This window comes from Arthrobacter psychrochitiniphilus (assembly GCF_003185915.1).
In the GTDB taxonomy this organism is placed as follows: Bacteria; Actinomycetota; Actinomycetes; order Actinomycetales; family Micrococcaceae; genus Specibacter; species Specibacter psychrochitiniphilus.
The window spans coordinates 45311-72256 of the sequence record NZ_QHLZ01000003.1 but is presented as its reverse complement, the minus strand read 5'-3'; the positions used below and the strand labels follow the sequence as shown (position 1 = coordinate 72256).

Here is a 26946-nt window from a genome sequence, read left to right as displayed (position 1 = left end):
TTCACAAAGGGTAAATCATGCACATCTCATCCAAACTGGGCCTGCGATTTGCGGCTGTTCTGGCCGTTTCAGCGTTGGCATTGACCGGTTGCAACAACGCTGAGGAAGGCACCACAACGGGCAGCGGCGGCGCCACCTTCGATCCCTCCACGGTCAAGGCGGACGATGCACTGATCGCACTCCTACCTGCTGCGCTTAAGGATAAGTCGACCCTCAACGTGGGATCTGACACCTCCTACGAACCAGCAGAATTCCTCGCCACCGACGGCCAGACTCCCATCGGTTACGACGTTGACATTGCCAAGGCCATTGGAGCCGTACTGGGCAAGGACGTCAAGGTACAAACCTCCGAGTTCTCCACCATCTTGCCCTCGCTCGGATCCAAATATGATCTAGGAATCTCCTCGTTCACCATCACCCCGGAACGTTCAAAAGCCGTGAACTTTGTCAGCTACTTCAACGCTGGCGTTTGGTGGGCTGTCCAGAAGGGCAACCCTAAGAACATCAACCTTGATGACATTTGCGGGAAGAAGATTGGCGTGCAGACCGGCACTGTCGAGGAAGATCCCGATGTGAAGGACCGTTCCGCAAAGTGCGTTGCTGACGGCAAACCGGCCATTGAGATCATCTCGCTGAAGAACCAGACGGATGTCACCACGCGTCTGGTCAGCGGTAGCATCGACGCCATGAGCGCAGACTCCCCCATCATTAAGAACGCCTTGCAGAAGACCGGAGATTCTTTGGAAACGCTCGGCGACGTTTACGACTCCGCTGAGCAGGGAATCGCCATCGCCAAGGATGACACAGCATTCGCGGAGGTCATCGAGAAGGTCATGAACAAGCTCATGGAAGACGGCACCTACAACCAAATCCTGAAGGACTGGAACAATAATGAAGGTGCTATCTCCAAGGCTGTCCTGAACCCGGTGACAAGCAATTGAGCACACCCGCCCGTGGGGTGCAGTCATCGGGCGGGGCCGGCGGAGTTGAACTGATCAAGGCAGTTCCTGTTCGTCACCCCGGCCGGTGGGTTGGCGCCGCCTTTATTCTTCTGTTTGTTGCACTGGCGATCCAAAGCCTGGTCACGAACAAGAACTTCCGCTGGGACACCGTTGGCAAATATCTATTCGATGTTCTTGTACTTCAAAGTATTGGCTGGACACTGTTACTGACTGTCTCCTCCATGGTGCTGGCCATTGCATTGGCAATTTGCTTGGCTTTCATGCGCCAGTCAGACAACCCACTTTTCAGGTACGTAGCCTGGTTCTGGGTCTGGTTCTTCCGTGGCACCCCGGTCTACACCCAGCTGGTTTTCTGGGGCCTGGTAGCCGTGCTGTTTCCCAAGATCATCATTGGCGTGCCATTTGGCCCTGAATGGTTCTCCGTCAATACCGAAACCGTAATCACTGCCTTGGTGGGCGCGATTGTTGGTCTCGGTTTGAACGAGTCCGCCTACTTGGCTGAGATTTTCCGTGCCGGACTGAAATCGGTAGACAACGGCCAGATGGAAGCCGCCGAAGCGTTGGGCATGCGTCGTTCAAAGATCATGTGGAGGATCATCCTCCCGCAGGCCATGCGTGTCATAGTCCCACCCACGGGAAATGAGACTATTGGCATGCTGAAAACCACTTCATTGGTGTTGGCTATCCCATTCACCTTGGACCTAACATTTGTCACCAACACCATTGCTAACCGGACTTACCTACCCATCCCGCTGCTCATTGTGGCAGCGATTTGGTACTTGGTCATCACATCAGTGTTGATGGTGGGTCAGTATTACATTGAACGGCACTTCGGTAAGGGCGTTGACAACGTTATGAAGGCACCCGTCAAAGAGAAACCACCGGCCACCACTGACCCCATCTTGAAGCCCAGGGGGAACAACCTTGCCTGACTCAACCTACAAAGCCGCCACACCTAAGCCCTTGGTGGAGATTCAGGGCGTGCACAAGTTCTTTGGTGACCACCACGTCCTCAAAGGCATTGACATGACTGTCAACCCGGGCGAGGTCTCCGTCATCATTGGCCCGTCGGGCTCGGGAAAATCGACCCTGTTGCGCTGCATCAACCTTTTGGAAACCCTCAGTGCAGGCCGCATCTACGTGCACAATGACTTGATCGGTTACCGGGAAGTCAACGGCAAACTGCACGATCTGAACACCAAGGCGATCGCGGCCCAGCGCCGCGAAATTGGCATGGTGTTCCAGCGCTTCAACTTGTTCCCCCACAAGACTGCCCTGCAAAACGTGATTGAAGCACCTACCCAGGTCAAGCGTCAGTCCAAGGCAGCCGCGAAGCTCAAAGCACGTGAATTATTGGAGATGGTGGGTCTAAGTGACCGCGCCAATTTCTACCCTGCCCAGCTCTCCGGCGGTCAACAACAACGTGTTGCCATAGCCCGGGCCTTGGCCATGGAACCGGAGTTGATGCTCTTTGATGAGCCCACCTCCGCCCTTGACCCGGAACTGGTGGGGGACGTCCTGGAAGTCATGAAAAACCTGGCCAAATCCGGCATGACCATGATCGTGGTAACCCACGAGATTGGCTTCGCCCGCGAAGTGGGAGACACCCTGACGTTCATGGATGCCGGTGTGGTAGTGGAATCCGGGAACCCCCGCGAGATCATCGCCAACCCGCAGCACGCTCGCACCAAGGAGTTCCTTAGCCGCGTCCTGTAAGAACTGCACGCTCAATGTGGGCGTGCAGTTCCCGCAGGCCTGACCGCTCCGCCGCGGCCACCTCAATAATTTCCGGTGCCAGCACCGGCGAGGTGAGCGCTGCGTTGAGTTCCTCCCTGGTGCGCACCAGCGTGTGGGACCAGCCATAAGCGGTGGCCAGTGCCGCGAGGTTCACGGTGTGGGGTGTACCAAAGAAGCGTTCCACGGCGCCCGCATAGCCTGGTGACTGGCCCAGCGAACCGTGCTCCAACAGCGTGAAGATCCCCCCGCCGCCATCGTTGAGGACAATGATTTGCAGTTGAGGTAACGCTTCTGTGGGGCCGATCATAAGGGCCCCGGAATCGTGCAGGAATGTGAGGTCACCGAGGAGTAGTCGCGTGGGCCGCCCCGAGGCCAGCGCCAGCCCGGTGGCTGTGGCAACAGTGCCATCAATTCCGGCCAAGCCTCGGTTGGCAAAGACCATGGCACTGTTCGCCGGTGTTGGCCGGCCCGCAAGGTCTGCATCACGGACAGGGTTTGAGGAGCCGAGCATGAGATTACTGCCAGCGTCACGGTGGGCGGCTGCCCAGACGGCGCGAGCCGTTGCGGGCCCAGTCAGCTGTGCGGGCCCAGTCAGCTGCACCGGCTGAGCAGGTTGCGTATCCGGGTCAGCATCCAGGGCGGCATCTAGCGCTTCTTCAGCCCTCGCAGCGGCTTCCTGCCAGGCTTCCAGCCATCCGTGCGGGCCCGCTCCGGCGAATCCAACAAGCTGGTCCCACTGGGTCAGAACTAATTCAGTGCGGCGTCCCGCGTCAAACCACGGCACGGGTTGGGGCACAAACAAGGCCCGTTCCAGATCGGTGCGTGCCAATAAGGTGCTGATGTGGCGGGACAGGGTGGGGCGCCCAAAGACCACCACGCGCTGGATGGGCTGGGCGCTGCCTGGCCCAAAAAGCTCCAGCAGCAGCCGGTACGGACCAATCGCGTTCGGACCAAAGCGGGCGTTCGATGACGGTTCAGCCAGCAGTGGCAGATCCAACATTCGGGCAAAGTACTCCGCTTCCGGACCGGCCCCGTGCCCGGCAACCACTACTGTTCGGTGGCTGGACGTGGGATTTGAGGAGGGCTGGACTATCTCCGGCGGGACATCTTCCGCGGTGGCTCGGTCCTCTTCCGCGGGAGCTACCTCGGTGCCGCTGATCGCGGAGGAGTTGACGGCGTCGTCCATCAGGAGCTCAGCGGAAGCGTCAGGGGTCTCGATGACAGGTAAAAGCCGCTCCCATTCGGAACCGTCCAGGGCGGGTGTGAGCGGGTCGCGGAAGGCCAGATTTACCTGCACGGGGCCGGCGGGAATGCCCTCGAGACGGCCGCGTGCCGCGCTGATAGCGGTGGATATGGCCCCCGTGGGGTCAGTTCCGGCCGGAACATCGGTGGCGAATCGCACATGCTCGCCGAACAAATCCAGCTGCACCGTCGTCTGATTGGCTCCCGTTCCGCGCAACTCCTCGGGCCGGTCTGCGGAGAGCACCATGAGGGAAACCCCTGCATGGTTGGCTTCCATGACGGCCGGGAGCAGATTGCCTACAGCCGTGCCAGAGGTGGTCACCACGGCAACGGCCTCGCCGCTGCCAAGCGCCAACCCCAAGGCTGTGAACCCGGCAACGCGCTCGTCGATGCGCACAGACACCTTGATCCGGCGGTCGGCTTCGGCCTCCGCCAAGGCATAGGCGAGTGGGGCGCTGCGGGAACCAGGGGCCACCACCACGTGGTGCACGCCGGCACGCTCCAGCGCATCTATAACGTAGCGGGCACAATCCATTGAGCTAAGTGAAGTCACGCCACCAACTCTAGCCAACCTCAGCCTGGCGCGGATCAGCACTGCGATGCGGCACCGCATCGATCCGTGAGAAATGGTCGCTAATCAGCCACTTTCCGGGATGGAAGCGACCATTTCTCACGGATCGAAGTTGGGGTTAGGCCTCAGCGCCTGCCAGCACGGCGTAAACGCGCCCAAGCCGGCCCAGCCACCAGTCACGGCGGTCTGCGGGGGCGGCAAACTGCGCCAAAAGTCCCGGATCTGCCACCACCTCACGCACGTTCATGCCACCAGCTTCTGCCACCAAGCTCGGGGAGGCAATGTCTGCGGCCATCAGCGATACCGTGCCCAAGCCACACGCGTAGGGCAATTCGGGCAGCGCGGCGGCCAACGCCAATCCGGCGCTGATCCCCACCGAGGAGTCCAGGGCGGAACTCACCACGGCAGGCAGCCCGGCCTCGGCCACAATTTCCAAGGCCCTGCGCACACCACCCAACGGCGCGGCCTTGACCACCAACAGATCGGCAGCACCGGCACGAGCCACCGCCAGTGGGTCTGTGGCCTTACGGACGCTTTCATCGGCTGCAATCAGAACCGAACCATCCAGTGCGCTGCGGACAGCGGCCATCTCGGCAATGGTGGCTACTGGCTGTTCGGCATATTCCAGTCCAAACACGGACAGCATGCGTAACGCTTTAACTGCCTGCCCCACATCCCATCCGCCGTTCGCATCAATACGAATTTTGGCTTCGGGCAGCAGATGCCTGACCGCTCCCACCCTGGCGGCATCCTCGCCCAGTGACTGGCCAGCCTCAGCTACTTTGATCTTCACGCTCTGGGCTGCACCAGCTGAGCCCATGTTGAAAGCTGCCAACACGCCGGGGACCTCTGCGGGTGAAACCGCAGGAAGTGTTGCATTCACGGGGACCCAGTCCCGCACCGATTCCGGATACCCAACCCAGCCCGCCTCCAGAGCCGAGGCCAGCCACCTGGCCGATTCGACGTCGCTGTACTCCAGGAACGGGGAAAATTCCGCCCACCCGGCAGGCCCGGAAAAAACCATGAGCTCACGCAGCTCCACCCCCCGGAACTTTACTTTCATGGGCAGGGCCACAACATGGGCGGTGGCAAGGATTTCATCAAGTGGCGGGAGGGTGAGCATGGTGCCACTGTACCGCGGTGGTCAGCAAGCTCCCATGAAAATGTGGGAACCTAGGAACAATGAATACCCATGCTGCCCTGTCCCGCACAGGCCCCAGAGGTTCCGCACCAGCGCGGACTGCTGCGTGGCCATTTGTCATAGCAGCCTTGATCAGTCTGGCCGGGCTCATCCTGAGTTACCGTATCTTCGTCAACACCACCACGGGCCAGTACATTGACGAGTCAGCGCTGGTTGAGGCTGCCGTGGCGCAGGCACGCATCGGTGCGCAGAGCGCCCAAATTCTGGATCTCTTGCCCGCCACGTCCGTGGTGTTGGCAACCGTGGTGGTGGTTTTTGTCACGCTGGCCCGGCGGCGATGGAAGGCGGCCGGCATCGCCTTGGCTGCCATGGCCGCTGCCAACCTCTCCACACAACTGATCAAAGCGGGCCTGCCAGACCGCCCCGATATGGGCGTGGCCACGTTGGCGTTGAACTCTCTCCCGTCCGGACACAGCACGCTGGCTGCCAGCGCTGCGGCGGCGGTCTTTCTAGTGGTCTCCCCCCGATGGCGGCCCGCGGCGGCCTTTGTGGGCGGAACTTACGCCATCCTCGCTGGGATCGCCACCCTCATCAACCAGTGGCACCGCCCCTCAGACGTCTTGGCTGCGTTCTTCGTGGTGGCGTTCTGGACGGCTCTGGCCGCCCTGTGGGTCATGCGTACCGGCTCCACCTGGAATGTTTGGTTGGGGTCCAAAGCCCACTGGGCTTCGGCGCGCGGGTGGACGCTCATTCCTGGCGTGATTGCCGTGCTGTCCGCACTGGCCGTGACCTTGGTCCTGCGCCGGATCTGGGGCTTCGATGCCGACAGCAGCACCAGTTATCTCCTGATCGGCGTGGGTCAAATTGTGGTTGCCGGCTATGGGCTCACCCTTGCCGGAACGCTGCTGCTGACCTTGCCCGTACGACGCCGGCGCGTACGTTAACCCCTCTCCCTCACCTCTGCCTCACCGTGGAAAAGTGGCTGGGCTGCGGCTACAGTGACTGGATGACTACCAAGGGGGCGCGCTCACGGCATTTAGACTCACTGCGGGGAATTCTGGCAGCCAGAATTTTACGCTCCGGATTTCTCGTCTCCGGTTTGTTGGTCACCGGCCTGTTGGCAGCCACTATGAGCGGGTGCTCCCCTGCGGGTACCTCACCGGATCCGCAAGGCACACGGGGCGTCTCTGAGGCTGCTGTCCACGCTGCTGATAAGTCTTGGGCTGCGGAACTATCCGTAGCAAAGAAACTGCTCTACGTGACCACCTACGGCAGCTCCTCCTGTCCTGCATGGGTCAATTCCCTGACGCTCACCGATGGAAACCACCTTGAAATCACCACGCAAATGAAAAACGGTGGCGGGGTCTGCACCGCCGATATGGCACCCTGGACATCCAGCATTGCCGTGCCGGAAAGTGTCTTCTCAAACTCAATTATCAGGGTCAGCCTGGCGGGTCATACTGAAGATATTTCACTCACTCTGGCGAAATAGCGTCCTTGTTGCGCGGTATCCAATACCAAAGAACAGCAGCCGCTGCCAGGCCCAGAAGCCCCGAGGCTGCAATGCCGAAGGAAAGGGAGACGGCGGCTGTCAGTCCGGCCAGAATGGCGGGCCCGGCGGAGCCGCCACTGTCCGCCAGGAAGCGCCAGATTCCCAAGAACCGTGCCCTGCCACGGCGTGGGGAATAGTCTGCCCCCAGCGTCATGACCAGCCCTGATCCAATGCCATTACCAAAACCGATCAGCAACCCGGCCAGCATGAGCGTGGCCGCACCAGTAGTCAGGGGCATCAGCAACAGGGCCAGGCCCATGAGGACCATGGATGGCACTGCCACGGCTGCACGGCCCTTTTTATCCATGATCTTGCCAGCAGGGTAGAAAACGAGCATGTCGATAGCGCCGGAGAGCCCATAAATAAGCGAGGTTGTGGCCGGGTTTAGTCCCAGGCTATCTGCCCAGAGGGGCAACACCACTTGGCGTGAAGAGCGGACGGCACTGACCAACAGCACCCCTATTCCTACGGTGAAAAATACTCGCCTGTGAGCCACCAACAGCGATGCCACAGTGGGTTGCGGGCCCCTGCGAGCCGCGCTGCCGGGCGCTGTACCGCCGGGAGCAGTACTGGCGGGGCTGACCAGATCGGGCAATCCCCACGCCACACCACCTGCCGCCGCAACAGCCACGGCCGCCACCCAATACGCCCCCGAAAGACCGACCAGATGAATCACCAAAGCACCAATAAAGGGGCCCGCAAACAGCCCAATCCTGCCTATCCCGCCCAGTGTGGACATAGCCCGGGCGCGCAGCATTGGCGGCACCGCCTCGGTGAGGTAGCTTTGGCGGGCTAGGTTAAACACGGCCGCGGCGGCGCCTATTAAAAACACCCCGGCGGCAAAAAGCCAAAGTTCCTGGGCAAAGACACAAATTAACATGGCGGACAGGCTCAACAGCGCAGCCCCTAGCATGCCCACACGCTCGCCAAACCTCGCCGTCAGGATCGAGGCCGGAATGTTACTGACCAGTGAGCCAATACCAATCAGTGACACCACCAGCGCGGCACCAGCCAAGGAGGATCCCATCCCAATGGAGCTCAGCGGGATGACGGGCAGAATGGCACCCTCACCAATACCGAACAACAAGGATGGCCCAAACGCCGGAATGGCAATGGACCGTAGGCTAAAGCCTTCGGGATTGGTTCGCTTACTCACTGTCTCAACTCTAAACCCGGCTACGCCGGCACTAGCTATTGCGCTGCCAGCGGGCCCAGAAGTGGACTGCCATCGCGGCTGCGAATTCTGCGCCAACGGGGTTACCGTGTCCGGGCACCATGATGGAGTACTTTCCGCCCATCTTCGCCAGCCTGTCCAGCACAGCAGCCCAGCCCGGCACGGAGGATTCCAGCTCTACCGATGCCGGCGCGCCCTCCTCCAGAACATCCCCGGCAAAGAGCACCCATGGGGCGCCAAGTTCACCGAGGACACCTACCTCAAGTCACCGGCACCGGCAGCCATGACCGGTTCGAGGCTGGCAACTTCCAGCCGCTGCCATTCACCCGTCTCAGCCATAACCCGCGCAGTGGTGGCGTGCGCCCAAAAGTCGGTGACGCCGTCGTTCTTAAAAATGGCGTTGCCAAAGAAATGGTCCCAGTGGGCGTGCGTGTTGACCAGCGCCCGGACCGTTGAGCTACGCAGCATGAAGGAGTGTGCGCCCAGCGCCTGCCAGGTCACGCCGTTGTGCACCATAAATTCTCCCATCCAGTGCTTCCAGCCTAGAAGGATGAGGAGTGAGCCTTAGAGCTCGGCCAGCATCTTCGCAGGATGCTCCATGGCGTCGGCTATGAAGCGTAGGAACCCGGCGGCAACTTCTCCATCGCAGACGCGGTGATCGAACGCCAAGGTCAGCTGGGTCACTTTCCGCACGCACAGCTGCCCGTCCACCACCCAGGGTCTATCCATGATGCGTCCCAACCCCAGCATGGCCGCCTCCGGATAATTGATGATGGCGGCTGAGCCGTCCACACCCAGCACACCGTAATTGTTGATCGTAAATGTTCCCACCCCCAGTTCCTCCGGCCCAGCATGGCCACCGAGCGTCCTCTCGGTGAGCGCACGAATGGCGAGCTCCAGCTCCCGGGCGCTGCGCCCCTGGGCATTGCGGAGCACCGGCACCATGAGCCCCCGCTCGGTCTGGGTGGCAAAACCCACATTAATGCCACCGAATTCAACCAGCTCATCCTGACCGGTACTGGAGTCCAGTTGCATGTTCAATGCAGGGAACTTAAACAATCCGGCCACCGCAAAGCGAGTCAAAAACGCCAACACCCCCGGCGCCTCTCCTTGTTCCTTGAGCCCGCTGCGCAATTCCATCAGCGCTGTTGCATCCACTTCCACCCACACAGTGGCGTCGGGAATCTCACGGCGGCTGCGTACCAGTGCCGCAGCCGCCGCCTTCTTGAAACCTGTCAGCGGGGTGCGTGCAAGAACTGGCAGTCCAGTGCGCTGATCAACCGCTCCGAAGGCCCCCTGTTCGTTGCCCTGACCTTCGCGCTGTGGGAGCAAAGGTGCCGTTTCGGTGAGTACATGTGTTGCGGCCGGCTCGTTTGCGGGCGGCTCGTTTGCGGCCGTCAGCATGGCTGCCTCAACATCTGATTTCAAGATCAGCCCGTCAGCACCTGAACCGTGGAGGCCGGCGAGCGCGATCCCGTGATCTTGCGCTATTTTCCGCACTATTGGCGAAATTACCAGGGGGTTCTGGCGTAAAGGGGGCCTGCTGCGGCCTGTGCCATCCAATCCCGTGGTTCCGTAGCCGATGAGAACATTCCCGGAGCCAGCCGCTGCTGGACTTTGCTGTGCTGGACTTTGCTGTGCTGGACTTTGTGGTGCTGGCTCAGTTTCAAGCGCAGAATTGCCCGGCATGGAAAAATCAGCCCCGGCAAGGATCGTGATCAGCGGTGTGCCAACCGCTACTGTATCGCCCTCGGCTCCGTGCAGCTTTGCCACAGTCCCCTCATATGGCGAGGGGACCTCCACCACAGATTTGGCGGTTTCCACCTCAACGATGGGCTGGTCAACATGGACCAGGTCACCCACGGCCACCAGCCAGGACACCAGCTCCGCTTCAACAAGCCCCTCACCCAGATCCGGCAGCAGGAACACCTGTTCAGTCATGATTGCCCCCATTGCAGCCGGTCCACGGCATCCAAGATCCTATCGACCCCCGGAAGGTAGTATTTTTCCAATTTTGGTGCCGGGTATGGCACATCGAAACCTGTCACACGCAGTACGGGCGCCGCGAGCGAATGGAAACAGCGTTCCTGAACGCGGGCGGCAATTTCAGAAGCCATCGAGGCAAAACCGGAAGCCTCTGCAATGACCACCACGCGCCCGGTGGATCTGACGGCGGCACTGATGGTTTCGTCGTCGAACGGGACAAGGGAGCGCACATCCACCACCTGCAGCGATCTGCCTTCTTCAGCCGCAGTGGCGGCGGCGGCGAGCGCCGGAGCCACGGACGGACCGTAGGCAATAAGCGTTGCATCGGAACCCTCCCGGACAATCGCCGCCTGCCCGATGCTGGACGGCACGGTACGGGCCCCTCCACGCTCTCCCGAGGAGGCATACCGGGCGCGCAGGGCGTCCAGGTCAACCGTGGCCTTGGAAAAGTACAGCTTCTTCGGTTCCATGAACACCACGGGGTCCGGGCTGGCGATGGCATCGCTCAACAGGACGTAGGCGTCTTGCACGTTCGACGGCGTCAGCACTGTCAGCCCCGGAGTGTGAGCGTAGTAGCCTTCGGAGGAATCGCAGTGGTGCTCCACCCCGCCAATGCCACCACCGTAGGGGATACGGATGACCAAAGGCAGGCGGACGTGTCCGCGCGTGCGGTTTCCCATCTTGGCGACGTGGCTGACGATTTGCTCGAACGCGGGGTAGGCGAAGGCATCGAATTGCATCTCTACAACGGGGCGTATGCCGTTGATCGCCATCCCCGTGGCCATACCGACAATCCCTGATTCGGCCAATGGAGTGTCAAAGCAGCGCTCCGAACCAAATGTGGCGGTTAGCCCTTCTGTCACACGGAACACTCCGCCAAGCGTGCCCACATCTTCGCCGAAAACGACGACGGCGGGATCCGCCGCCATGGCATCGTGCAGGGCCAGGGTGAGCGCCTTGGCAAACGTGAGTTCCTGGATCCCCGTCAGTTCCAGCGGATTCAGAACTGGTGCGGCAGTCATGGCAAGTCTCCATCTACTGAGGTCTGAGCCACACCGGCGGCGGCCAGTTCCGCTGCGAGCATCCTGCTTTGCTCGCGAAGCTGCGGGGTCGGCTCGCTGTAGACGAAGCGGAACATGTCCTGCGGGTCCGCCTCGGTGCGTTCATTGAGTCCGTCACGGAGCGTCTTCGCGAGAGCTTCAGCGGCCACGGCGAAACGTTCGGCGTCGGCGGAACCCAACACTCCGGCGTGGACCAGGTACTTTTTCAGCCGCACCAGCGGATCCTTGGGCACCCACTGAGCCACCTCCTCGGCACTGCGGTAACGGGTGGCGTCATCGGCATTTGTGTGCGATTCCATCCGGTAGGTGTGCGCCTCCACGAGCGCCGGCCCGCCGCCATTGCGGGCCCGTTCAACGGCGCTGCCCAAGACAGCGAGCAGTGCGGCCAGATCATTTCCATCCACACGCTCCCCCGGCATGCCGTAGCCAATCGCCTTGTGGGCCAGCGAGGGCGCCACCGATTGGTGAATGAGCGGAACGGAAATGGCGTACTGGTTGTTTTGCACGAGAAACACGACGGGTATGTGGAAGACAGCCGCGAAGTTCAGGGCCTCATGAAAATCGCCCTCACTCGTGGCACCGTCTCCGCACAGGGCCAGCACCACGGTGTCCTCACCACGCAGTTTGGCCGCGTGCGCAACCCCGACGGCATGCAATAACTGCGTTGCCAGCGGGGTGGTGGGCAGTGCAGCGTTGTATTGGTGCGGGTCGAATCCGCTATGCCAGTCCCCGCGCAGCGATTCGAAGGCCTCCATGGGTTTTACGCCGCGTCCCATCACGGCCACCGTGTCCCTATACGTTGCGAACAGCCAGTCACTGCGGTGCAGTGTCATAAATGCCGCCACCTGGCACGCTTCTTGCCCGTACGACGACGGATACACTGCCATCCGCCCCTGCCGAACCAACGCGCTGGCTTGCTCATTGATCCGCCGGCCCAGCACCAATTCCCCGTACCCTTCCAGCAGGATTTCAGGAGCCGGAAATACGTAGCATTCCTTGTATTTATCAGTGGTGATTGCGGTGCCTTCAGCGGAGATGAACTGCACTGCGGTGGCGGATGGCAGCAGATATTCGCCCTGGTGTCCGGCGAGCAGTGCCGCGTTTCCCGGGTGCTCTAGAAATTCCGGATGGTTCGTCATTGAACGCCCACTTTCTTCCAAGCAATGGCGGGCGTGCCACGTTGGGCACTGCCTCACAGCCTCATCCAGCGGTATGTAGCTCTAAAGATGTTCCGTTCTGCTAAGTATGGATTTTTCACCGCTTTGTATCCAGGAATCGGGAAAACTCTGGAATTTTTCTCACCATCTCCATAGTCTGGAAGACACAACTAGTGGTGAGGCGCGGTGCCCATCCAAGTTGTCTCGTCGCAGAACGTCACCGGCACCCTTGGGAGAGTCATGGCAGAGCACACCCCCGTCCCGCTGGATGAGGTGGACCGGCGGATCATGGCCGAGCTAACCCTTGATGGAAGGATGTCTGTGAGCGCAGTGGCTCAGAACGTGCACATCTCCCGCGCCCATGCCTACGCCCGAATTTCCCGACTAACTTCTACAGGGGTGCTCAGAAAATTCACGGCCGTGGTGGACCCGGTGAAGGCGGGGTTGAAATCCTCTGCGTATGTGACATTGAAGGTCAGCCAGCACTCCTGGCGTGAATTGCGTGAGGAACTGCGAGCCATTCCAGAGGTGGAACACATTGCGCTGGTGGGTGGCGATTTTGACGTGATCCTGTTGGTCCGGGCCGAGGACAATCAGGGACTACGGCGGGTAATTTTTAACCGGTTGCAATCGATGGCAAGCGTGCTGGACACTCAGACCTTCCTGATTTTTGAGGACTTGGACACACGGTGAGCTAAATTTCCGCTCCGCTGGAGGGTCAGGCCTGTTGGAACCGGCGCGCCGAAGCTACGCTGATGACATGGAAACCACCGAGTTTCTCCGTCTCCGCCATGTCTCGAGCATCCTGCAATTGGCCAATGTGTGGGATGCGGTCAACGCCACGGTCATTGCCGAACTTGCCAGCACCATGGTGCTGGCAACGCCAGCCACTCGATTGCAGCAGTCTACGGTTACGAGGACGGCGAGCACATCCGCAATGCTATCTGCGTCGGGGCACCATCGGGAACCACCTGCTGCCGCTAAACCAGTCGGTTGCGCGCATGAAAGCAGCGGATGACGCCGGCGACACGGAGGGCATCGACTTTGTCTTCAACGCCAGCGCCGACGCTTACCTTCGCGGCGCGGACCGGGAACCGCGCGAATTGCTGGAGGCCGCCGTCGAACGTGGCCGCGCCTGGCTTGAGGTGGGGGCCAAGCGCATCTTGGTCTGGACAAAACCATGGCGAAGGCACTCGCGGCCGGGATTGGGCGGGGACTGGGTGTGGCCCGTATTTCTTACGACCCGTGGATGCAACGGGTCACCCCGACCGCCATGGCTGATGCCGCCACTGTACTCATGAACAGCGGCACGGTGCGCGGGTATTCCCACCCAGCCGTGGGGGTGGGTTTTCGCAGTCAAGACGCCGTCCGAACTTTCAGGACCCCCTCGGAGCACTGTCCCTATGGGGAACGTCTAAGGCACACAGGAGGTTACCAAAAGCGGATTCGTCGGCGGGCCGTCAGCGTTCGTAGACGTTACAGCGATGCCCGAGTGTGATGACTGCGACAACGAGGAGGTTGTCGTTAACCAAGTAGACGATCCGGTAGTCCCCAATGCGAACTCCCAGACCGGGACGTCCTTGGAGGGCTTTGGCGCTTGGTGGCCGTGGATCCTCACCGAGGAGCGCGATCGCTCCGCGAATGCGGTCGCGATCCTGATGATCAATTTGCTTCAACGCGCGAACTTCGGCCGGACGCAACTCGACTTGGTAGGTCATACCCAGCCCAGATCGGCTTTCACCTGAGCCCAAGGGATATTGGGGCCTCCTCGGCCATCGCCTCGTCGAACGCGGCGATATCTTCGGCTTCTTCCAGAGCTTCAAGCATCTGCTCGTAGCGCTCAGGACTGACAACCACTGCGGCGCGGTGACCGCGACGCTCGATAAACACCGCTTCGGTCTTCGAGCGATCAATGACGTCTGAAAAGTGGTTGCGTGCGTCTGCGACGCTGACTGTGGATATAGTCAAAATGTACATCAAATGAGTTCCTTGAAAGAAAAATCACGCTGATCGGGATACCCACTGAAGGAACCCGGAGCGAGACGATATCGAGCACAGTGATGCATCTACCCATAGAGGCTCAGCCTCGGCTGCGAAGCGCAATCGAGCAGAGGAAACGCCCCGGAGTCAAAGGGAAATAAGCATCAGACCACAGACAGGTCCATCTGGCTCATTTCGCTGCACTCTTGCAGGCTCCAAACAAGGAATACTGGGGCATGGACTCAGATGTGACCGCACGTGGCTCCTAGGCGGCATTCGAACGGTTCTGAGAAGGAATGCAAATGTCAAAAGGTACCAAGAAGGCTCTAGGAATTCTCAGTGGTCTGACGCTGCTGGGCCTTAATATCGCGGTCTCGCTGTTTTTCGCTCTCTGGCAGATCGCGGATGGTGCGGCTATTAATCGGATGGAGACGACTAATGGTTTCGATCCATCCCAGATGCTTCCTAATGCGGATCTTATGTGGATGGCGTCGCATGCTTCCTTGCTCATGGTGCTGGTCGCTGATGTCTTGGCCGCAGTGTTCGTGGTCATCTTGGTGAAGTCTCGTCAGCGTTCTCGTCAGGCACTGGTTGAGCCCTTATGCGAGCCATCATTAAGGCACTGAGCTATACATACAGGGTGCAGGAATCTTGTGGAATGTGCACCGTCTGAATTCTTCGCTGGACTAGGTGCTGAGGAGAATCGATGTGGGATCCGAGCACTGTCTGGGCAGTCTGGAATAGACGATGCTCACCCGCAAGGGAACCTTGTACGGATGACAGATATCCATCTGGGTTCAAGCGCCACCGAAGCCGGCATGGCGATACTGAGACTATTCGCTTCGGCTTGCAGACCCCGTGGTGCCCCTAATCTCCGCAATCCGGAGTCGCAGAAAAGTAACGGCCAGGATCAAGACCCAGATGACAAGTACTGCGATAACGACGAGAACCAATGAGTAGAGGCCGATAAAAAGGCCGCCCATGACACCAAAACCATACATTTGAACCCCCAGCTTTCCAGTACCACCTGCTCGGTGGCGTTAATGAACGAATCGCTCTTCGAGCATATAACACCACCAGTTGAGGAATCCGGAACATGGCTTCCTTAACGTCACAACAGCTTGGGTCCCCGCAAAGACTGTCTGTCAAAGGATGTCGGCCAACCGTCCCACAAGCCGGTCCTCCACCGGGCGCACAGGCCCCTGACCTGCATCATTGTGAAATTCACCCCGACAACGTCCCGTAACACCCGTCCGACCACCCGACCGGTGAAGGGGTGCTATATGGCACACTAAGTCGTATGTCTAAACTACTGATCGGTTACGCACGCGTGTCCACGGAAGAACAAGACCTCACCGCGCAGCGTGATGCACTTGCTGCCCTTGGTGTTGGCAGTGAACGAATCTACGTTGATCGCGGCTTTACCGGCAGGAACAAGAACCGCGCCGGGCTCCGCGAAGCCTTGGCAGCATGTCGCGGCGGGGATACCTTCGTCGTGACCAAGCTAGACCGCCTTGCCCGTTCCGTCCGCGACGCCCACGAAATAGCCGACGACCTCGCCAGCCGTGAAATCAAACTCAACATCGGTGGCTCTGTCCACGACCCTACCGATCCAATGGGCAAACTACTTTTCAACGTGTTGGCCATGATCTCTGAGTTCGAAGCCGACCTGATCAGCATGCGTACTCGCGAAGGAATGAAAATCGCCAAGGCCAAGGGCCGCCTCCGCGGGAAACAACCAAAGCTCTCCATCAAACAAGAATTACACCTCCTAGAACTGCACGCTGCCGGTGAACACACCATGGGCGAAATAGCCGAGCTGTTCTCCATCGGTCGCTCCACTGTCTACCGGGCCATTGAACGCGGTCGCACAAGGGCAGCCATACATGAACGAGAAATTCACTAGCTTCAGCACCGACGACCGTGTGCTCGCAGAACGCGTTCGCCTGATCGTGTCTGAAAATGCTCCGGGGCTGCTGCCGAAGACCTAGTACGGCATGCCAGCCTATGCGAACAGCAACGGCAAGGTCATTTTCTGCGTCAAGAATTCGGGCAGTTTAACACCCGCTACCCGACCGCCGAGTTCGAGGACGCGGCACGCCTCGATGGCGGGGAGATCTAGCCTGTGTCCTAGGCACTGAAAACGTGGAGCCCGGCAGTTGAGAAAAAGTCACAGAAGTGGTGAAGGTCGCCGTCTCCTAGAAGGGACCGCTTTTAGGGCCGTGCCCGGCTGAACTCAGCCTCGGCTTTTACCTGCGACGATTGAACCATGACGTCTTCCCCCGCAGCCGCACCTCTTCCCGACCAGTCCGCCATCGCCGCTCAGGAGGCACCGCTGGTAAACGGGCGGGTCTTCATGGTGGCCGGACTCGGCGCACTGCTTTCGGCTTTGCTGCTCCTGCTCGGTTCCGGTGACCCCGCCACCATCAGCGCGCCCGTGTTCTTCCTGACCCCGATGATCCCGGCCATCTGCGCCGTACTGCTCTGGCTCTCGCTCAAGTTCACGCCCAAGACGGAGGCGCGCCGCCAAACCACGGCGGCTGCCGGGGCCCTTGCCATTGTGGGTGTGGTGTTCTTCTTCGTGGAATTCTCGGTCCGCTTTGAACTAAGCCTGTACTTCGCGCTCATGTTCCTGGCGTGGGGCGTCCGGCTCAAGTTCGCGCCACTCAGCTGGGCGGCACTGCCCTATCTGGCCGCCGCCATCGTACTGCGCGTGCTCGACTTCCCCGGCGAGGCGCTCGTCCTGGCCGTCCTCGGCGCCCTGACCATCGCCTGGGCGTTCTTCACCGGCCGCCGTAAGGCTGCCGCGGTTACTGCCCCGTAAAGCCGGGCTTCCGTTTGGCCGTGAATGCGGCGAACCCTTCCGCATAGTCTGTTGTAGCTGACAGGGCCACCTGCGCCTCGTTTTCACGTCCGACGGCGTCCCACAGTCCCAGCCGTTCCTGCCGGATCCGCGCAACAAGGGTTTTGCTGGCGTTGAAGGCCTGGGTGGGGCCGGTTGCGGTTTTCACTGCTGCCGCCCGGGTGAAGTCCAGCAGCCCCTCCACCGGCATGGCTCGGCTGAACAAACCGGAGGCCACTGCCTCGGCCCCACTCATGAGCTCCGAGGTGTAAATGAGGTCGAGAGTGCGGTGTGCGCCGAGCGTTTCGGTGAACAGCCAGTGCCCTCCCGAATCCAGCGTGGCGCCCAGGTTGCCAAACGGCGAACCAAACTTGGCATTCTCTGCCACGTAGACCACGTCCGTGGCTATCAACAGGCCCAGTCCCACACCGAGGCACGCGCCCTGAGCTGCGGCAAAGGTGGGTGCCGGAAATGCAGCCATCTTGCGCAGCAACGGCAGTAGTAGTCCCTCAAGGTAGCCGCGGGCATCATCGTTCGCCCCGTCCACCCCGGCAATGTCGCGGCCGGCACAAAACGCCCGTCCCTCACCTCTGATGAGCAGCGCCCGAACGGTGCCCGCGGAGGCGGCGGCAGCAGCGTCGTCGTACGCGGCGGACAGCTCCCCCAAGGCCGCCTCATTCAGGGAATTCAGCTTTTCCGGGGCGTTCAGCACAATCTCGGCCACGGAATTGGCGATGGACAGCTCAATCACAGGCCCTCCTGAGGTTGGTTGGGGATCAGCCGTCGTAGTCAACTGTGACCTCCGGCGTGGTTGGGTGGGATTGGCAGGTGAGAATGTAGCCGGCTTCCAGCTCGTCGGGTTCTAGGGCGTAGTTTTCATCCATCGTCACGTCGCCGGACACCAGCTTGGCTCGGCAGGTGCCGCACACTCCCCCGGCACAGGCAAACGGCACATCCGGGCGCACGCGCAATGCGGCATTGAGGAGGGATTCGCGGGCATGGACGGGGCTGCGCAGCTCGGCACGCAGGCCGTCCAAGGTGAACGTGAGCTTCCACGTTTCCTCGGAGGAGTCAATCAGGACCGGGCGCCCATGCTGTCCGGCGGGACGGTCCGGGCTTCCGGTGGTGAACAACTCGAAACGGATGGCGTCCCGTGGGACGCCCCGTGCCGCCAGCACGTCACGGCAGAGCTGTACCAAATCGAAGGGGCCGCACAGGAACCACTCATCAACACCGTCCGCGTGGATGGCCGTGTCCAGCAGCGTTTCCAGCTTCACCGCATCGAGACGGCCGCTGAGCAGGGGGGAGATGCGCTGCTCGCGCGAGAGCACATGATGGAGGGCAAAGCGTCCCGGGTACCTGTCCTTCAAATCCGCCAGATCCTCCAAGAACATCACGTCCATGGCGGCCTTGTTCGCGTACACCAGATCCAGCCGGGTCTCATTGTTGCTGGCAAGCAGCGACTTTGCCAGCGCCATGACCGGTGTGATGCCGGAGCCTGCCGCAATGGCCACATAGTTTCCGGCGTGGCGGGCCAGCTCCTCCGGGTGGTTCATACTGTTCAGGATGTTCACGCCACCGTTGACGGCTGCCCCGGCGTGGCGGGAGACGAATGCACCCTGGGGGCTCATGACCTCAATGACTTCCCCGGCGGCGAGTTCGGCGTTGGCCCAGGTGGAGAACTGCCCGCCGATGTCGCGCTTGATGGCAACTTTCAGTTCCGAGCTGCCGTCCGGGAATTGCACGGGGACGGCGCACAGGGAGTAGCTGCGACGCAATTCCCGGAGCACACCGGCCTCGTCGCGCATTTTCAGGCGCAGGGCCACGTACTGGCCGGGCAGATAATCGTAATGACCGGCGAGCTTGGCGGGGACTGTGAAGGTGACCTCGATGGCGTCCTCGGTCAGCCGCCGCACCTCGGTCACGGTCAGTGTGTGGAACGAGGCCCTGCGCCGGGCGGTGGCGTTCGCTGGGATGCTCATCAGATCACCTTGAAGTAGTCGAACGGTTCTCCGCAGCCGCGGCAGCTGTAGAGCGCCTTGCAGGAGGTGGAGCCGAAACGGGAAATTTCGCGGGTGTCCAGGGACTGGCAGTGCGGGCATTTCACCTGCAGGGCCAGCCGGATGGGGCCGCTGTGCCCGCCGGCATGGGAGCTTCCGCTGGGCGGGGCGATGCCGAACTTTTCCAGTTTGTCCCGGCCTTCGGCGCTCATCCAGTCTGTGGTCCAGGCCGGGGCCAGCACCGTCACGATCTCCACATTAGATACGCCCGCCCTCTCGAAAGCGCTGCGCACGTCGGCACGGATGACATCCATGGCAGGGCAGCCGGAATACGTGGGGGTGATAGTGACCCGGACCCCGGTTGCGTTGGAGTGTACGGTGTCCACCCCCACGTCCACGGCGCGCAGGATGCCGAGGTCCGCGATGGTGAGGACTGGAAGTTCGGGGTCGCACACGGTGGCGGCGATGTTCCACGCCGTTGCCTGGTCCACTGCGTTGGCGGGTGCGCGCACTGCTTCCCCGGCGGCGCTCTTCGTTTCAGCCACGGCGCTCACCAGCTTGCCCCGGGGTATTCGCGGGCCAGGACCTGCATTTCCGCCAGCAGGTACCCCAAGTGTTCCGAGTGCCGCCCATGCCGCCCGCCGCCGGTGGCCATGGGGTGTGCGGGAACCTCTACCCCGGCCTCCGCCAGGACAGCAGCAGTGGCCCGGTCAAATTCTTCCTTCAGACTGGAAGGCACGACGCCGGCGTCCCCCACTTCCGCAATCAGCGGATCGTCTTCGAAGAGCTCGCCAACAAACGGCCACATCAGCTCCAGCCCTGCGATCATGCGGCGGTTCGATTCCTCCGTGCCTCCGGCGAGGCGCAGCACCCATTGGGTGCTGTGGTCCAAGTGGTAGTCGACCTCCTTCACGGCTTTTCCAGCAATGGCCGCCAGCATAGGGTCGCTGGAGCGGGTCAGCTCCCTATATAAGAGGTACTGGTAGCTGGCGGCAATGAATTGGCGGGCAATCGTGACGGCGAAGTCGCCGTTGGGTTGTTCAAAGAGATGGGCTGAGCGGAATTCAGGCTCTCGGCGGTAATAGGCCAGATCGTCTTCGCTCTTGCCCCATGCGGCACCCGCATAGGTGAGGAAGGAGCGGGCATGGCCCAATTGGTCCAGTGCAATGTTGCCCAGCGCTACGTCTTCTTCCAGTTCTGGCCCGCGAGAAATCCAATGCCCTAGGCGCTGGGCCAGGATGAGGGCATCGTCGCCAAGCCGGAGCGCATATTCGGCCACGGCTTCGCGCGGATGCGCCGTTCCTTCGGCTGCTGCCAGCGCAATGTCTTCGGGACGCAACGCATTGCCGGGCGTGATCCTCGTGGCGGAGGCGGAGCTGTCGCCGAGAGAGTAGGGCGTGGGGTTCCGGTGATGGGAGCCGGTGGATGGGCCCACGCCGGCGAGGGACCCGTCGCGAGCCTGCGAGTGATGGGAGCCGGTGGGGATCATAGGTGTTTCACCCCTTCACTCTTCACGTAGTAGGTGGCGTGACGGTAGTCCTTGCCTTGCGGCGATTCGAAGAATGAGCCCTTTGAATCGGGGTCGGAGGCTGCGATGGCGTCGGAGGGGACCACCCAGATGGACACGCCTTCATTGCGCCGGGTATAGAGGTCGCGGGCATTACGCAGCGCCATGGCGGAATCGGGGGCGTGCAACGAACCGGCGTGGACATGGCTCAGTCCACGGTTCGACCGGACAAAGACCTCCCACAGGGGCCATACTTCTCCAGTGCCCATGGCTACGCGGCCTCCCTGTCATTCGAAGCGGACTGTTTGGCAGCGTAAGCGGCGGCTGCCTCACGAACCCAGGCTCCGTCGTCGTGCGCGGCACGGCGGCGTTCCATACGCTGGGCATTGCAGGGGCCACGGCCGGCCAGGACCTCTTTGAACTCTGCCCAATCGAGCGGGCCGTAGTCCCAGGACTTGGTGTCCTCGTTGAAGCGGATGTCAGGGTCCGGCAGCTCGAGCTCCAGGACCTTGACCTGCTCGGCGAGCATGCCCACAAAGCGGGAACGGAGCTCGTCATTGCCAAATCTCTTGATGTTCCAGGCCATGGATTTGCTGGTATTGGGCGAATCGGCGTCCGGCGGGCCGAACATCATCAGCGACGGCGCGTACCAGCGGTTCACGGCATCCTGCGCCATGGCCTTCTGCCCGGGTGTGCCGTGGGAAAGCTCCAGCAGGATCTCGAAACCCTGGCGCTGGTGGAAGGATTCCTCCTTGCAAATACGCACCATGGCCCGGGCATACGGGCCGTACGACGCCCGGCACAACGGCACCTGGTTCGTGATGGCGGCACCATCCACCATCCAGCCGATGGCGCCCATGTCCGCCCAGCTGACTGTGGGGTAGTTGAAAATGGAGGAGTACCGGGCCTTGCCGGCCAGGAGAGCCTCCGTCATCTCATCCCGGGTGGTGCCCAGGGTTTCCGTGGCGGAGTACAGGTACAGCCCGTGCCCGGCCTCGTCCTGCACCTTCGCCATGAGGATGGCCTTGCGCTTCAGGCTGGGGGCACGCGTGATCCAGTTGGCCTCCGGCTGCATGCCAATGATCTCCGAATGCGCGTGCTGGGACATTTGCCGCACCAGCGCATGGCGGTAGTCGGCGGGCATCCAGTCCTTCGGCTCAATCCGTGAATCCTTGGCGATGACTGCATCAAAGTTGGCTTGCCCGGCGTCATCGACGGGCTGATTCTCTGCCATGGTCTCTCCATTCAGGGCGGCCATTTATAATTACCGACCGTTCGTTCAGGATATAGTGGAGTGCATGGGCAGTCAATGAATCTACGCAGCCTTTGCAGGGCATTCCAAGGTCGCGGAGTGATTCCATTGACAGGCCGCGCACAAGGGTATTACCTAATGAACATTCGGTAGGAAACTTTGGGAGCACACATGACTGCGGTTGATTCAGGCGTGGGGTCCGAAGCGGGGCCCGCCCATGCGATCCTGCTCAATGACCGCGCGTCCAAGTGGCTCGGGATCGAGGTGCTCGAGGTGGCAGATGGGCATGTGGTCATCGCCATGACGCTGCGCGAAGAAATGATGAACGGTTTTGGTTCCACTCACGGCGGGATGATCTTCGCCTTCGCCGATTCCGCGTTTGCCATGGCCTGCAACCCTCCCGGCGGGGACGGGGACAGCGTCACTGTTGCCTCCGGCGTCGACATTAATTTCCTGACACCAACACACACGGGCCAGCGCATCACAGCCGTCGCGACGCTGCGCCAGCAACAGGGGCGCAGTGGGCTGTACGACGTGCAGGTCTTCACCGGTGATGCCGATTCCCCCACCGTGGTTGCGGAATTCCGTGGCCGCAGCCGTACCATCCCCAAGAAACACCCGCACTGAAAGGCCCATCCCATGACCAGCACAAGCAATGAACAAGGGGCCGATCCTGCCCAGCTGGACCCCGCCGAGCTCATGAGCCGCGACGAGTTAGCGGCGTTGCAGCTCACCCGACTCCAACAGAGCGTGGCATGGGCCTATGACCGAGTGCCCCTCTACAAGCGCAAGTTCGACGACGCCGGCGTCCACCCCTCCGACGTGAAGGAACTGGCGGACCTGGCGAAATTTCCGTACACCACCAAGGAGGACCTGCGGCAGGAATATCCCTTTGGCATGTTTGCCGTGCCGCAAAGCCAGGTGGTGCGCATTCATGCCAGTTCCGGCACCACCGGCCGGCCCACGGTGGTGGGGTACACCAAGAACGACATCAGCATGTGGGCCTCGCTCGTGGCCCGGTCCATGCGCGCCTCGGGGGTCCGTCCTGGCATGAAGGTCCACAACGCCTACGGCTATGGATTGTTTACGGGAGGCCTAGGCGCGCACTACGGTGCCGAGGCGCTGGGCACCACAGTGATTCCCATGTCCGGCGGGCAGACTGAGAAGCAGGTGCAACTGATTCTGGACTTCGATCCCGACGCCATCATGTGCACGCCCACCTACTTATTGACCATCATGGATGCCATGGCGCACGGCGGGATCGACCCGCGGACCACCTCGCTGAAGTTTGCCGTGTGCGGCGCCGAACCATGGACGGAAGAGATGCGGACGGAATTGGAGACGGGCATGGGCTTGGACGCGTGCGATATTTATGGGCTGTCCGAGGTCATGGGGCCGGGGGTGGCCGGTGAATGTGTGGAGACGAAGGACGGCAACCACGTGTGGGAGGACCACTTCATCCCGGAGATCGTGGACGCCTTTGACCACGCCACGGCACTGCCGGACGGCGAAAAGGGTGAGCTGGTGTTTACCTCGCTGACCAAGGAAGCAATGCCCGTCATCCGGTACCGCACCGGGGACCTCTCCTGTCTCATGCCGGGCACAGCCCGGCCGGCCATGCGCAGGATGGAGCGCATCTCCGGACGCAGCGACGACATGATCATCCTGCGCGGGGTGAACATGTTCCCGTCACAAATTGAGGAAATTGCGCTGCGCATCCCGGCGCTGAGCCCGCACTTCCAGCTGGAACTGACCCGCACCGGGCGCCTCGACCAGCTGACCATCCACATTGAACCGAGGGAGAACACCAGCGCGGAGGAGCGCACTGGTGCCGCTGCCACGTTGCAACATCACATCAAGGCCACCATCGGCTCCTCCTGCACCGTGGACGTGGTGGAACCTGGCTCCCTGGCACGCTCCAACGGCAAGCTGCGCCGCATCTACGACAACCGCCCCAAGCCCTGACCCGCTGACCTACCGACCCCCGTGAGAAACTAGGAAACATGCCCAACTCCGCCCCCACCGGTACACCCGCACCTCCCGTCAAACGCGGCAGGCCAGGGTATGACCAGCAGTCAGTGCTGCGAATTGCCGTGGACGTTTTCAACAAGCACGGCTACGAGGCCACCTCCATGGGGATCCTCGCCGAGCAACTTGGCATCTCCAAATCCGCGATCTACCACCACTTCCCATCCAAGGAAGAACTGTTGCGCCAGGCTTTGGAGGAGGCGCTGGGTGGCCTCGAAGCTATGTTGATGCTCGACGGCGCCACGTCCGGAGCGCCCGAAGCCCGCCTCGAGTTTGTGCTGCGGGGGATGATCGCGGTGCTCGCGGACCGACTCCCCTTTGTCACCTTGTTGTTGCGGCTGCGCGGAAACACGGAGATGGAACGGGATGCGATGGCCCGCCGGCGCACCTTCGACCGCGCCATGACCGCACTTGTTGCAGACGCCCAGAACTCCGGAACACTTCGGGATGACATCGAAGCCGCCTCCATCAGCAGACTGCTTTCCGGAACCATAAATTCAATCGTTGAATGGTACCGGCCAGGCGGGAAACTCACTGCCGAACAGCTAGCCGACGACGTGCTAGCCATGTCCTTTCAGGGCCTGCGCCGCTAATTCGGCCAGCTGCCGGCACAGCCGCTTCCTGTTCGAAATAGCTGATGAGAGGTAATTTTCCCGAACGATTCCTCCACAGTTCGAATAGTTTCTAGAGTTTTCCACATTTCATATATTTCACCGAACAATGTCAGTGCCTACGCGTAATGTTTGCCCTATGGAGACGACGGCAAAGGAGCCCGGTTACACCGGATCCCCGCAGGACGGCAGGGCAGTTGATGGACATGTCCACCATCTGCTGGCACTTGCCGAAGCGCTCGCCACATCTGCCGCTGCACGCACGGAGCCCAAGGCCTTCGTTGCCGCACCCTTGGGCGTTGAGCTTGCTTCTCTTACGGACAACGATGTCGCGGCGTGGTCGCAAACCCTTGAGCACTTGAACCGCTTCCTGCAGGGGCTGATCGTACACACCTCCGGCGAACTGGCCGAACGCATTTCAGCCGGACGGTATCAGGAAGTCGGGGCACGGACACCCGTAGACTTCCTGAGTTCATCCTTGAAGCTGAGCCGCGCAGAAGCCAACAACCGGCTGCGGCTGGCGCAAAGGTTCCTGCCGTCCACCGACCCACTGACCCACGTGGAGACCGAGCCCAGCCAGCAAACTCTCGGATCGGCCCTCTTCTCCGGCAAAGTATCCATAGAGCAGGCGCTGGTGGTGTCCGGTTTCGTCGACAAAGCCAGCCATCTAGCCAAATCGGGAGTTGTTGATGCCCAAGATGTGTCTTCACTTGAGAGCACGCTCAGCGAACACGCCGAAGTGGAGCCGCCGTATTTCCTACGGCACCTGGGCATCAGAGCGCTAGCGCTGCTTGACCCAGACGGGGAAAAGCCATCCGAGTCGCAACGGTTGGCAAAACAAGGACTTTCCTTCCACCGCCCGTATAAGGGGTGGGTCAGGATGGACGGCTACCTGACCATCAACCAATATGAACAAACAATGGCATGCATCGACTGGGCAACGAACCCCAAGCGGGCGGACAACCAGAGCGAGGAATCTTCCCAATCCCCCACCGAGAACGAGGCGACTCCGGGCGGCAGCGGGGCGCCTGGCAGCGGGGCGCCTGGCAGCAGGGCAGACGACAGCAGGGCGAAGGGCACCGGGGCGCAGCCTCCTCAGGAAACTCTGTTGCGGACTCTTCTCGGTGACACCGGTACGGGCCCATCTGCGCCCACAACAGGGCCAGGATGGCGCAGGCGCTTAAATCCGGACGAAATCCCGCCGCGACCGCCGGATGCACCTCCCCATGCGTCACCTCCGGTTCACGAAGGCGATTCATGGTTCTGGATTCCAGGTATCCCGGATCCTGGCCCCCAACCTTCGCCCAAGCAATGGCCCCCACCAGCAAGCCACGCAGCGCAGGAAACCGCAGAAAATTCCGGTTGGTCGGGACCGGATCTCGATGACACGGATTATCTGGAAGAGGGTGGCTCCGCCGACGGAAGTTCCGCGGAAAGTACGGAACCGTGGCCACATCTGATCAATGGCGTCTCGGTTCCTGCACCAGGATCTGAAGATGCCCTACCCGGGTTGAGCCCCATCGATCCTGATAGCACTGATCCTGCAGTCAAGGACCGGCGCACTCGGGCACAAATGTTGTTGGACGGCATGCTCCATTGCCTCGCTATGGCCGCAGGTACGGGCAAATTGCCCCTGAATGGCGGGTTGAAGACCCAGCTGTACCTGTCACTGACACAAGATGATTTGGACTGCCGCAAGGGAGCGGGGAGTATCGATTCCCCCTACAGCGGACAAGTACCCCTGGCCCTGTTCAACGAGTAAGTGTGCGGCGCTGAAGTCACGGAAGTATTGCATGATAGCAACGGAGCAATCCTGGATGTCGGCCGTACGCAACGGCTTTTCACCTTCGCACAACGGAAAATTCTCGTGGCCAGGGACATGGGCTGCGTGTTCCCCGACTGCATGGCACCGCCGCAATGGACCCAGGCCCACCACATCATCCCTTGGCAGGACGGTGGGCCCACCAGCATCGATAACGGAGTGCTGTGCTGCAGCCTGCATCATCATTACCTGCACGACAGGGGATGGACGGTCAGGCTCGACGGCGGCACCGCATGGTTCACGCCTCCTTGGTCCGAAGACATGACCCGCAGGGAACGCCGCAACACCTACCACCACGACCGTGGCCGTCACTAACCGCCC

31 protein-coding genes are annotated in these 26946 nt (G+C 61.2%); 15 read left to right on the top strand and 16 right to left on the bottom strand.

Translation table 11 applies throughout. The features are described from left to right. The first annotated feature begins 17 nt into the window (after positions 1-17). The 3 genes from CVS29_RS05900 to CVS29_RS05890 are packed head-to-tail and all read left to right on the top strand — an operon-like array spanning position 18 to position 2678. The gene (locus CVS29_RS05900; protein ID WP_110105426.1) at positions 18-941 is read left to right on the top strand and encodes an ABC transporter substrate-binding protein; all 924 of its coding nucleotides are present in this window, start codon (positions 18-20) and stop codon (positions 939-941) included. Then, entirely contained in the window at positions 938-1894 is a 957-nt protein-coding gene (locus CVS29_RS05895; RefSeq protein WP_170120910.1) for an amino acid ABC transporter permease, read from the top strand. The genes CVS29_RS05900 and CVS29_RS05895 overlap by 4 nt, the downstream gene beginning before the upstream one ends. Continuing rightward, on the top strand, positions 1887-2678 hold the full coding sequence (locus CVS29_RS05890; RefSeq protein WP_110105424.1) for an amino acid ABC transporter ATP-binding protein: 792 nt from the start codon (positions 1887-1889) through the stop codon (positions 2676-2678). Before CVS29_RS05895 ends, CVS29_RS05890 begins: the two co-directional genes overlap by 8 nt. On the opposite strand, the gene menD is transcribed toward CVS29_RS05890, so the two are convergent. Together menD and CVS29_RS05880 are read right to left on the bottom strand one after the other, a co-directional pair. Continuing rightward, positions 2662-4476 carry a 2-succinyl-5-enolpyruvyl-6-hydroxy-3-cyclohexene-1-carboxylic-acid synthase gene (menD, locus tag CVS29_RS05885; RefSeq protein ID WP_245932106.1) on the bottom strand — a complete coding sequence of 605 codons (1815 nt, stop codon included), beginning with the start codon at positions 4474-4476 and terminating at the stop codon, positions 2662-2664. The genes CVS29_RS05890 and menD overlap by 17 nt on opposite strands. A 154-nt stretch (positions 4477-4630) precedes the next feature. Beyond that, the gene (locus CVS29_RS05880) at positions 4631-5635 is read right to left on the bottom strand and encodes an o-succinylbenzoate synthase (protein ID WP_110105422.1); all 1005 of its coding nucleotides are present in this window, start codon (positions 5633-5635) and stop codon (positions 4631-4633) included. Between the two features lie 59 nt (positions 5636-5694). On the opposite strand from CVS29_RS05880, the gene CVS29_RS05875 reads away from it, so the two are divergent. Further along, positions 5695-6597, top strand: a complete 903-nt coding sequence (locus tag CVS29_RS05875) for a phosphatase PAP2 family protein (RefSeq protein WP_110105421.1) — start codon at positions 5695-5697, stop codon at positions 6595-6597. Positions 6598-6659: 62 nt separating this feature from the next. Further along, positions 6660-7145 (top strand): hypothetical protein, encoded by a 486-nt coding sequence (locus CVS29_RS05870; RefSeq protein ID WP_110105420.1) that lies wholly within the window; start codon positions 6660-6662, stop codon positions 7143-7145. On the opposite strand, the gene CVS29_RS05865 is transcribed toward CVS29_RS05870, so the two are convergent. Genes CVS29_RS05865 through CVS29_RS05840 form a run of 6 tightly spaced genes read right to left on the bottom strand, consistent with a single transcriptional unit; the run spans position 7129 to position 12565 of the window. After that, positions 7129-8361: an MFS transporter gene (locus CVS29_RS05865; RefSeq protein WP_110105419.1), complete on the bottom strand. Its 1233-nt coding sequence runs from the start codon at positions 8359-8361 to the stop codon at positions 7129-7131. The genes CVS29_RS05870 and CVS29_RS05865 overlap by 17 nt on opposite strands. Positions 8362-8392: 31 nt before the next feature. Next, positions 8393-8605 carry an MBL fold metallo-hydrolase gene (locus CVS29_RS05860; RefSeq protein ID WP_110105418.1) on the bottom strand — a complete coding sequence of 71 codons (213 nt, stop codon included), beginning with the start codon at positions 8603-8605 and terminating at the stop codon, positions 8393-8395. Positions 8606-8634: 29 nt separating this feature from the next. After that, positions 8635-8907 carry an MBL fold metallo-hydrolase gene (locus CVS29_RS05855; protein WP_110105417.1) on the bottom strand — a complete coding sequence of 91 codons (273 nt, stop codon included), beginning with the start codon at positions 8905-8907 and terminating at the stop codon, positions 8635-8637. A gap of 36 nt (positions 8908-8943) precedes the next feature. Continuing rightward, a complete protein-coding gene (locus CVS29_RS05850; protein ID WP_110105416.1) occupies positions 8944-10320 on the bottom strand; it encodes a dihydrolipoamide acetyltransferase family protein in 1377 nt (458 codons plus the stop codon). Next, complete coding sequence (locus tag CVS29_RS05845) at positions 10317-11387, bottom strand: alpha-ketoacid dehydrogenase subunit beta (protein WP_110105415.1); 1071 nt, start codon at positions 11385-11387, stop codon at positions 10317-10319. Before CVS29_RS05845 ends, CVS29_RS05850 begins: the two co-directional genes overlap by 4 nt. After that, entirely contained in the window at positions 11384-12565 is a 1182-nt protein-coding gene (locus tag CVS29_RS05840) for a thiamine pyrophosphate-dependent dehydrogenase E1 component subunit alpha (RefSeq protein ID WP_110105414.1), read from the bottom strand. Before CVS29_RS05840 ends, CVS29_RS05845 begins: the two co-directional genes overlap by 4 nt. Before the next feature lie 258 nt (positions 12566-12823). Here CVS29_RS05840 and CVS29_RS05835 point away from each other — a divergent pair, with 258 nt between their 5' ends. Both CVS29_RS05835 and CVS29_RS18815 read left to right on the top strand, forming a co-directional pair. Further along, on the top strand, positions 12824-13276 hold the full coding sequence (locus CVS29_RS05835) for an Lrp/AsnC family transcriptional regulator (RefSeq protein WP_110105650.1): 453 nt from the start codon (positions 12824-12826) through the stop codon (positions 13274-13276). A 308-nt stretch (positions 13277-13584) separates the two neighbouring features. Then, entirely contained in the window at positions 13585-13884 is a 300-nt protein-coding gene (locus CVS29_RS18815) for a beta/alpha barrel domain-containing protein (protein ID WP_245932089.1), read from the top strand. A gap of 159 nt (positions 13885-14043) precedes the next feature. Here the strand turns inward: CVS29_RS18815 and CVS29_RS05825 are convergent, their stop codons facing one another. Together CVS29_RS05825 and CVS29_RS05820 are read right to left on the bottom strand one after the other, a co-directional pair. Then, complete coding sequence (locus CVS29_RS05825) at positions 14044-14301, bottom strand: type II toxin-antitoxin system RelE family toxin (protein ID WP_110105412.1); 258 nt, start codon at positions 14299-14301, stop codon at positions 14044-14046. Between the two features lie 19 nt (positions 14302-14320). Beyond that, positions 14321-14560 (bottom strand): type II toxin-antitoxin system Phd/YefM family antitoxin, encoded by a 240-nt coding sequence (locus tag CVS29_RS05820; RefSeq protein WP_245932088.1) that lies wholly within the window; start codon positions 14558-14560, stop codon positions 14321-14323. 305 nt (positions 14561-14865) lie between these two features. On the opposite strand from CVS29_RS05820, the gene CVS29_RS05815 reads away from it, so the two are divergent. The 3 genes from CVS29_RS05815 to CVS29_RS05805 all read left to right on the top strand — a co-directional run bounded on the left by CVS29_RS05815 (position 14866) and on the right by CVS29_RS05805 (position 17387). Continuing rightward, positions 14866-15189, top strand: a complete 324-nt coding sequence (locus CVS29_RS05815) for a hypothetical protein (protein ID WP_110105411.1) — start codon at positions 14866-14868, stop codon at positions 15187-15189. Between the two features lie 674 nt (positions 15190-15863). Next, positions 15864-16469 (top strand): recombinase family protein, encoded by a 606-nt coding sequence (locus CVS29_RS05810; RefSeq protein WP_110105410.1) that lies wholly within the window; start codon positions 15864-15866, stop codon positions 16467-16469. 363 nt (positions 16470-16832) lie between these two features. Further along, on the top strand, positions 16833-17387 hold the full coding sequence (locus CVS29_RS05805) for a hypothetical protein (RefSeq protein ID WP_110105409.1): 555 nt from the start codon (positions 16833-16835) through the stop codon (positions 17385-17387). On the opposite strand, the gene CVS29_RS05800 is transcribed toward CVS29_RS05805, so the two are convergent. From CVS29_RS05800 to paaA, 6 genes are read right to left on the bottom strand one after another with little or no spacing between them, the layout of a single operon-like run. After that, positions 17374-18156 (bottom strand): enoyl-CoA hydratase/isomerase family protein, encoded by a 783-nt coding sequence (locus CVS29_RS05800; RefSeq protein ID WP_110105408.1) that lies wholly within the window; start codon positions 18154-18156, stop codon positions 17374-17376. The genes CVS29_RS05805 and CVS29_RS05800 overlap by 14 nt on opposite strands. A 25-nt stretch (positions 18157-18181) precedes the next feature. Further along, the gene (gene paaE, locus CVS29_RS05795; protein ID WP_110105407.1) at positions 18182-19387 is read right to left on the bottom strand and encodes a 1,2-phenylacetyl-CoA epoxidase subunit PaaE; all 1206 of its coding nucleotides are present in this window, start codon (positions 19385-19387) and stop codon (positions 18182-18184) included. Continuing rightward, entirely contained in the window at positions 19387-19917 is a 531-nt protein-coding gene (gene paaD / locus CVS29_RS05790) for a 1,2-phenylacetyl-CoA epoxidase subunit PaaD (RefSeq protein WP_110105649.1), read from the bottom strand. The genes paaE and paaD overlap by 1 nt, the downstream gene beginning before the upstream one ends. A 38-nt stretch (positions 19918-19955) precedes the next feature. Beyond that, the gene (gene paaC / locus CVS29_RS05785) at positions 19956-20894 is read right to left on the bottom strand and encodes a 1,2-phenylacetyl-CoA epoxidase subunit PaaC (RefSeq protein WP_110105406.1); all 939 of its coding nucleotides are present in this window, start codon (positions 20892-20894) and stop codon (positions 19956-19958) included. After that, the gene (gene paaB, locus CVS29_RS05780; RefSeq protein ID WP_110105405.1) at positions 20891-21181 is read right to left on the bottom strand and encodes a 1,2-phenylacetyl-CoA epoxidase subunit PaaB; all 291 of its coding nucleotides are present in this window, start codon (positions 21179-21181) and stop codon (positions 20891-20893) included. The genes paaC and paaB overlap by 4 nt, the downstream gene beginning before the upstream one ends. Before the next feature lie 2 nt (positions 21182-21183). After that, positions 21184-22146 carry a 1,2-phenylacetyl-CoA epoxidase subunit PaaA gene (gene paaA / locus CVS29_RS05775; protein ID WP_373366704.1) on the bottom strand — a complete coding sequence of 321 codons (963 nt, stop codon included), beginning with the start codon at positions 22144-22146 and terminating at the stop codon, positions 21184-21186. A 189-nt stretch (positions 22147-22335) separates the two neighbouring features. Between paaA and paaI the strand changes: the two genes are divergently transcribed. The 5 genes from paaI (at position 22336) to CVS29_RS05750 (ending at position 26940) form a co-directional block, all read left to right on the top strand. Further along, positions 22336-22791 carry a hydroxyphenylacetyl-CoA thioesterase PaaI gene (paaI, locus tag CVS29_RS05770; protein ID WP_110105403.1) on the top strand — a complete coding sequence of 152 codons (456 nt, stop codon included), beginning with the start codon at positions 22336-22338 and terminating at the stop codon, positions 22789-22791. 12 nt (positions 22792-22803) lie between these two features. Further along, positions 22804-24129, top strand: coding sequence for a phenylacetate--CoA ligase PaaK (gene paaK / locus CVS29_RS05765; protein ID WP_110105402.1), 1326 nt, complete (start codon positions 22804-22806; stop codon positions 24127-24129). A gap of 38 nt (positions 24130-24167) precedes the next feature. Further along, the gene (locus CVS29_RS05760; RefSeq protein ID WP_110105401.1) at positions 24168-24785 is read left to right on the top strand and encodes a TetR/AcrR family transcriptional regulator; all 618 of its coding nucleotides are present in this window, start codon (positions 24168-24170) and stop codon (positions 24783-24785) included. Between the two features lie 157 nt (positions 24786-24942). Then, positions 24943-26565, top strand: coding sequence for a DUF222 domain-containing protein (locus tag CVS29_RS05755; RefSeq protein WP_170120909.1), 1623 nt, complete (start codon positions 24943-24945; stop codon positions 26563-26565). A 27-nt stretch (positions 26566-26592) separates the two neighbouring features. Next, positions 26593-26940 (top strand): HNH endonuclease signature motif containing protein, encoded by a 348-nt coding sequence (locus CVS29_RS05750; RefSeq protein ID WP_146212998.1) that lies wholly within the window; start codon positions 26593-26595, stop codon positions 26938-26940. Positions 26941-26946 lie beyond the last annotated feature (6 nt).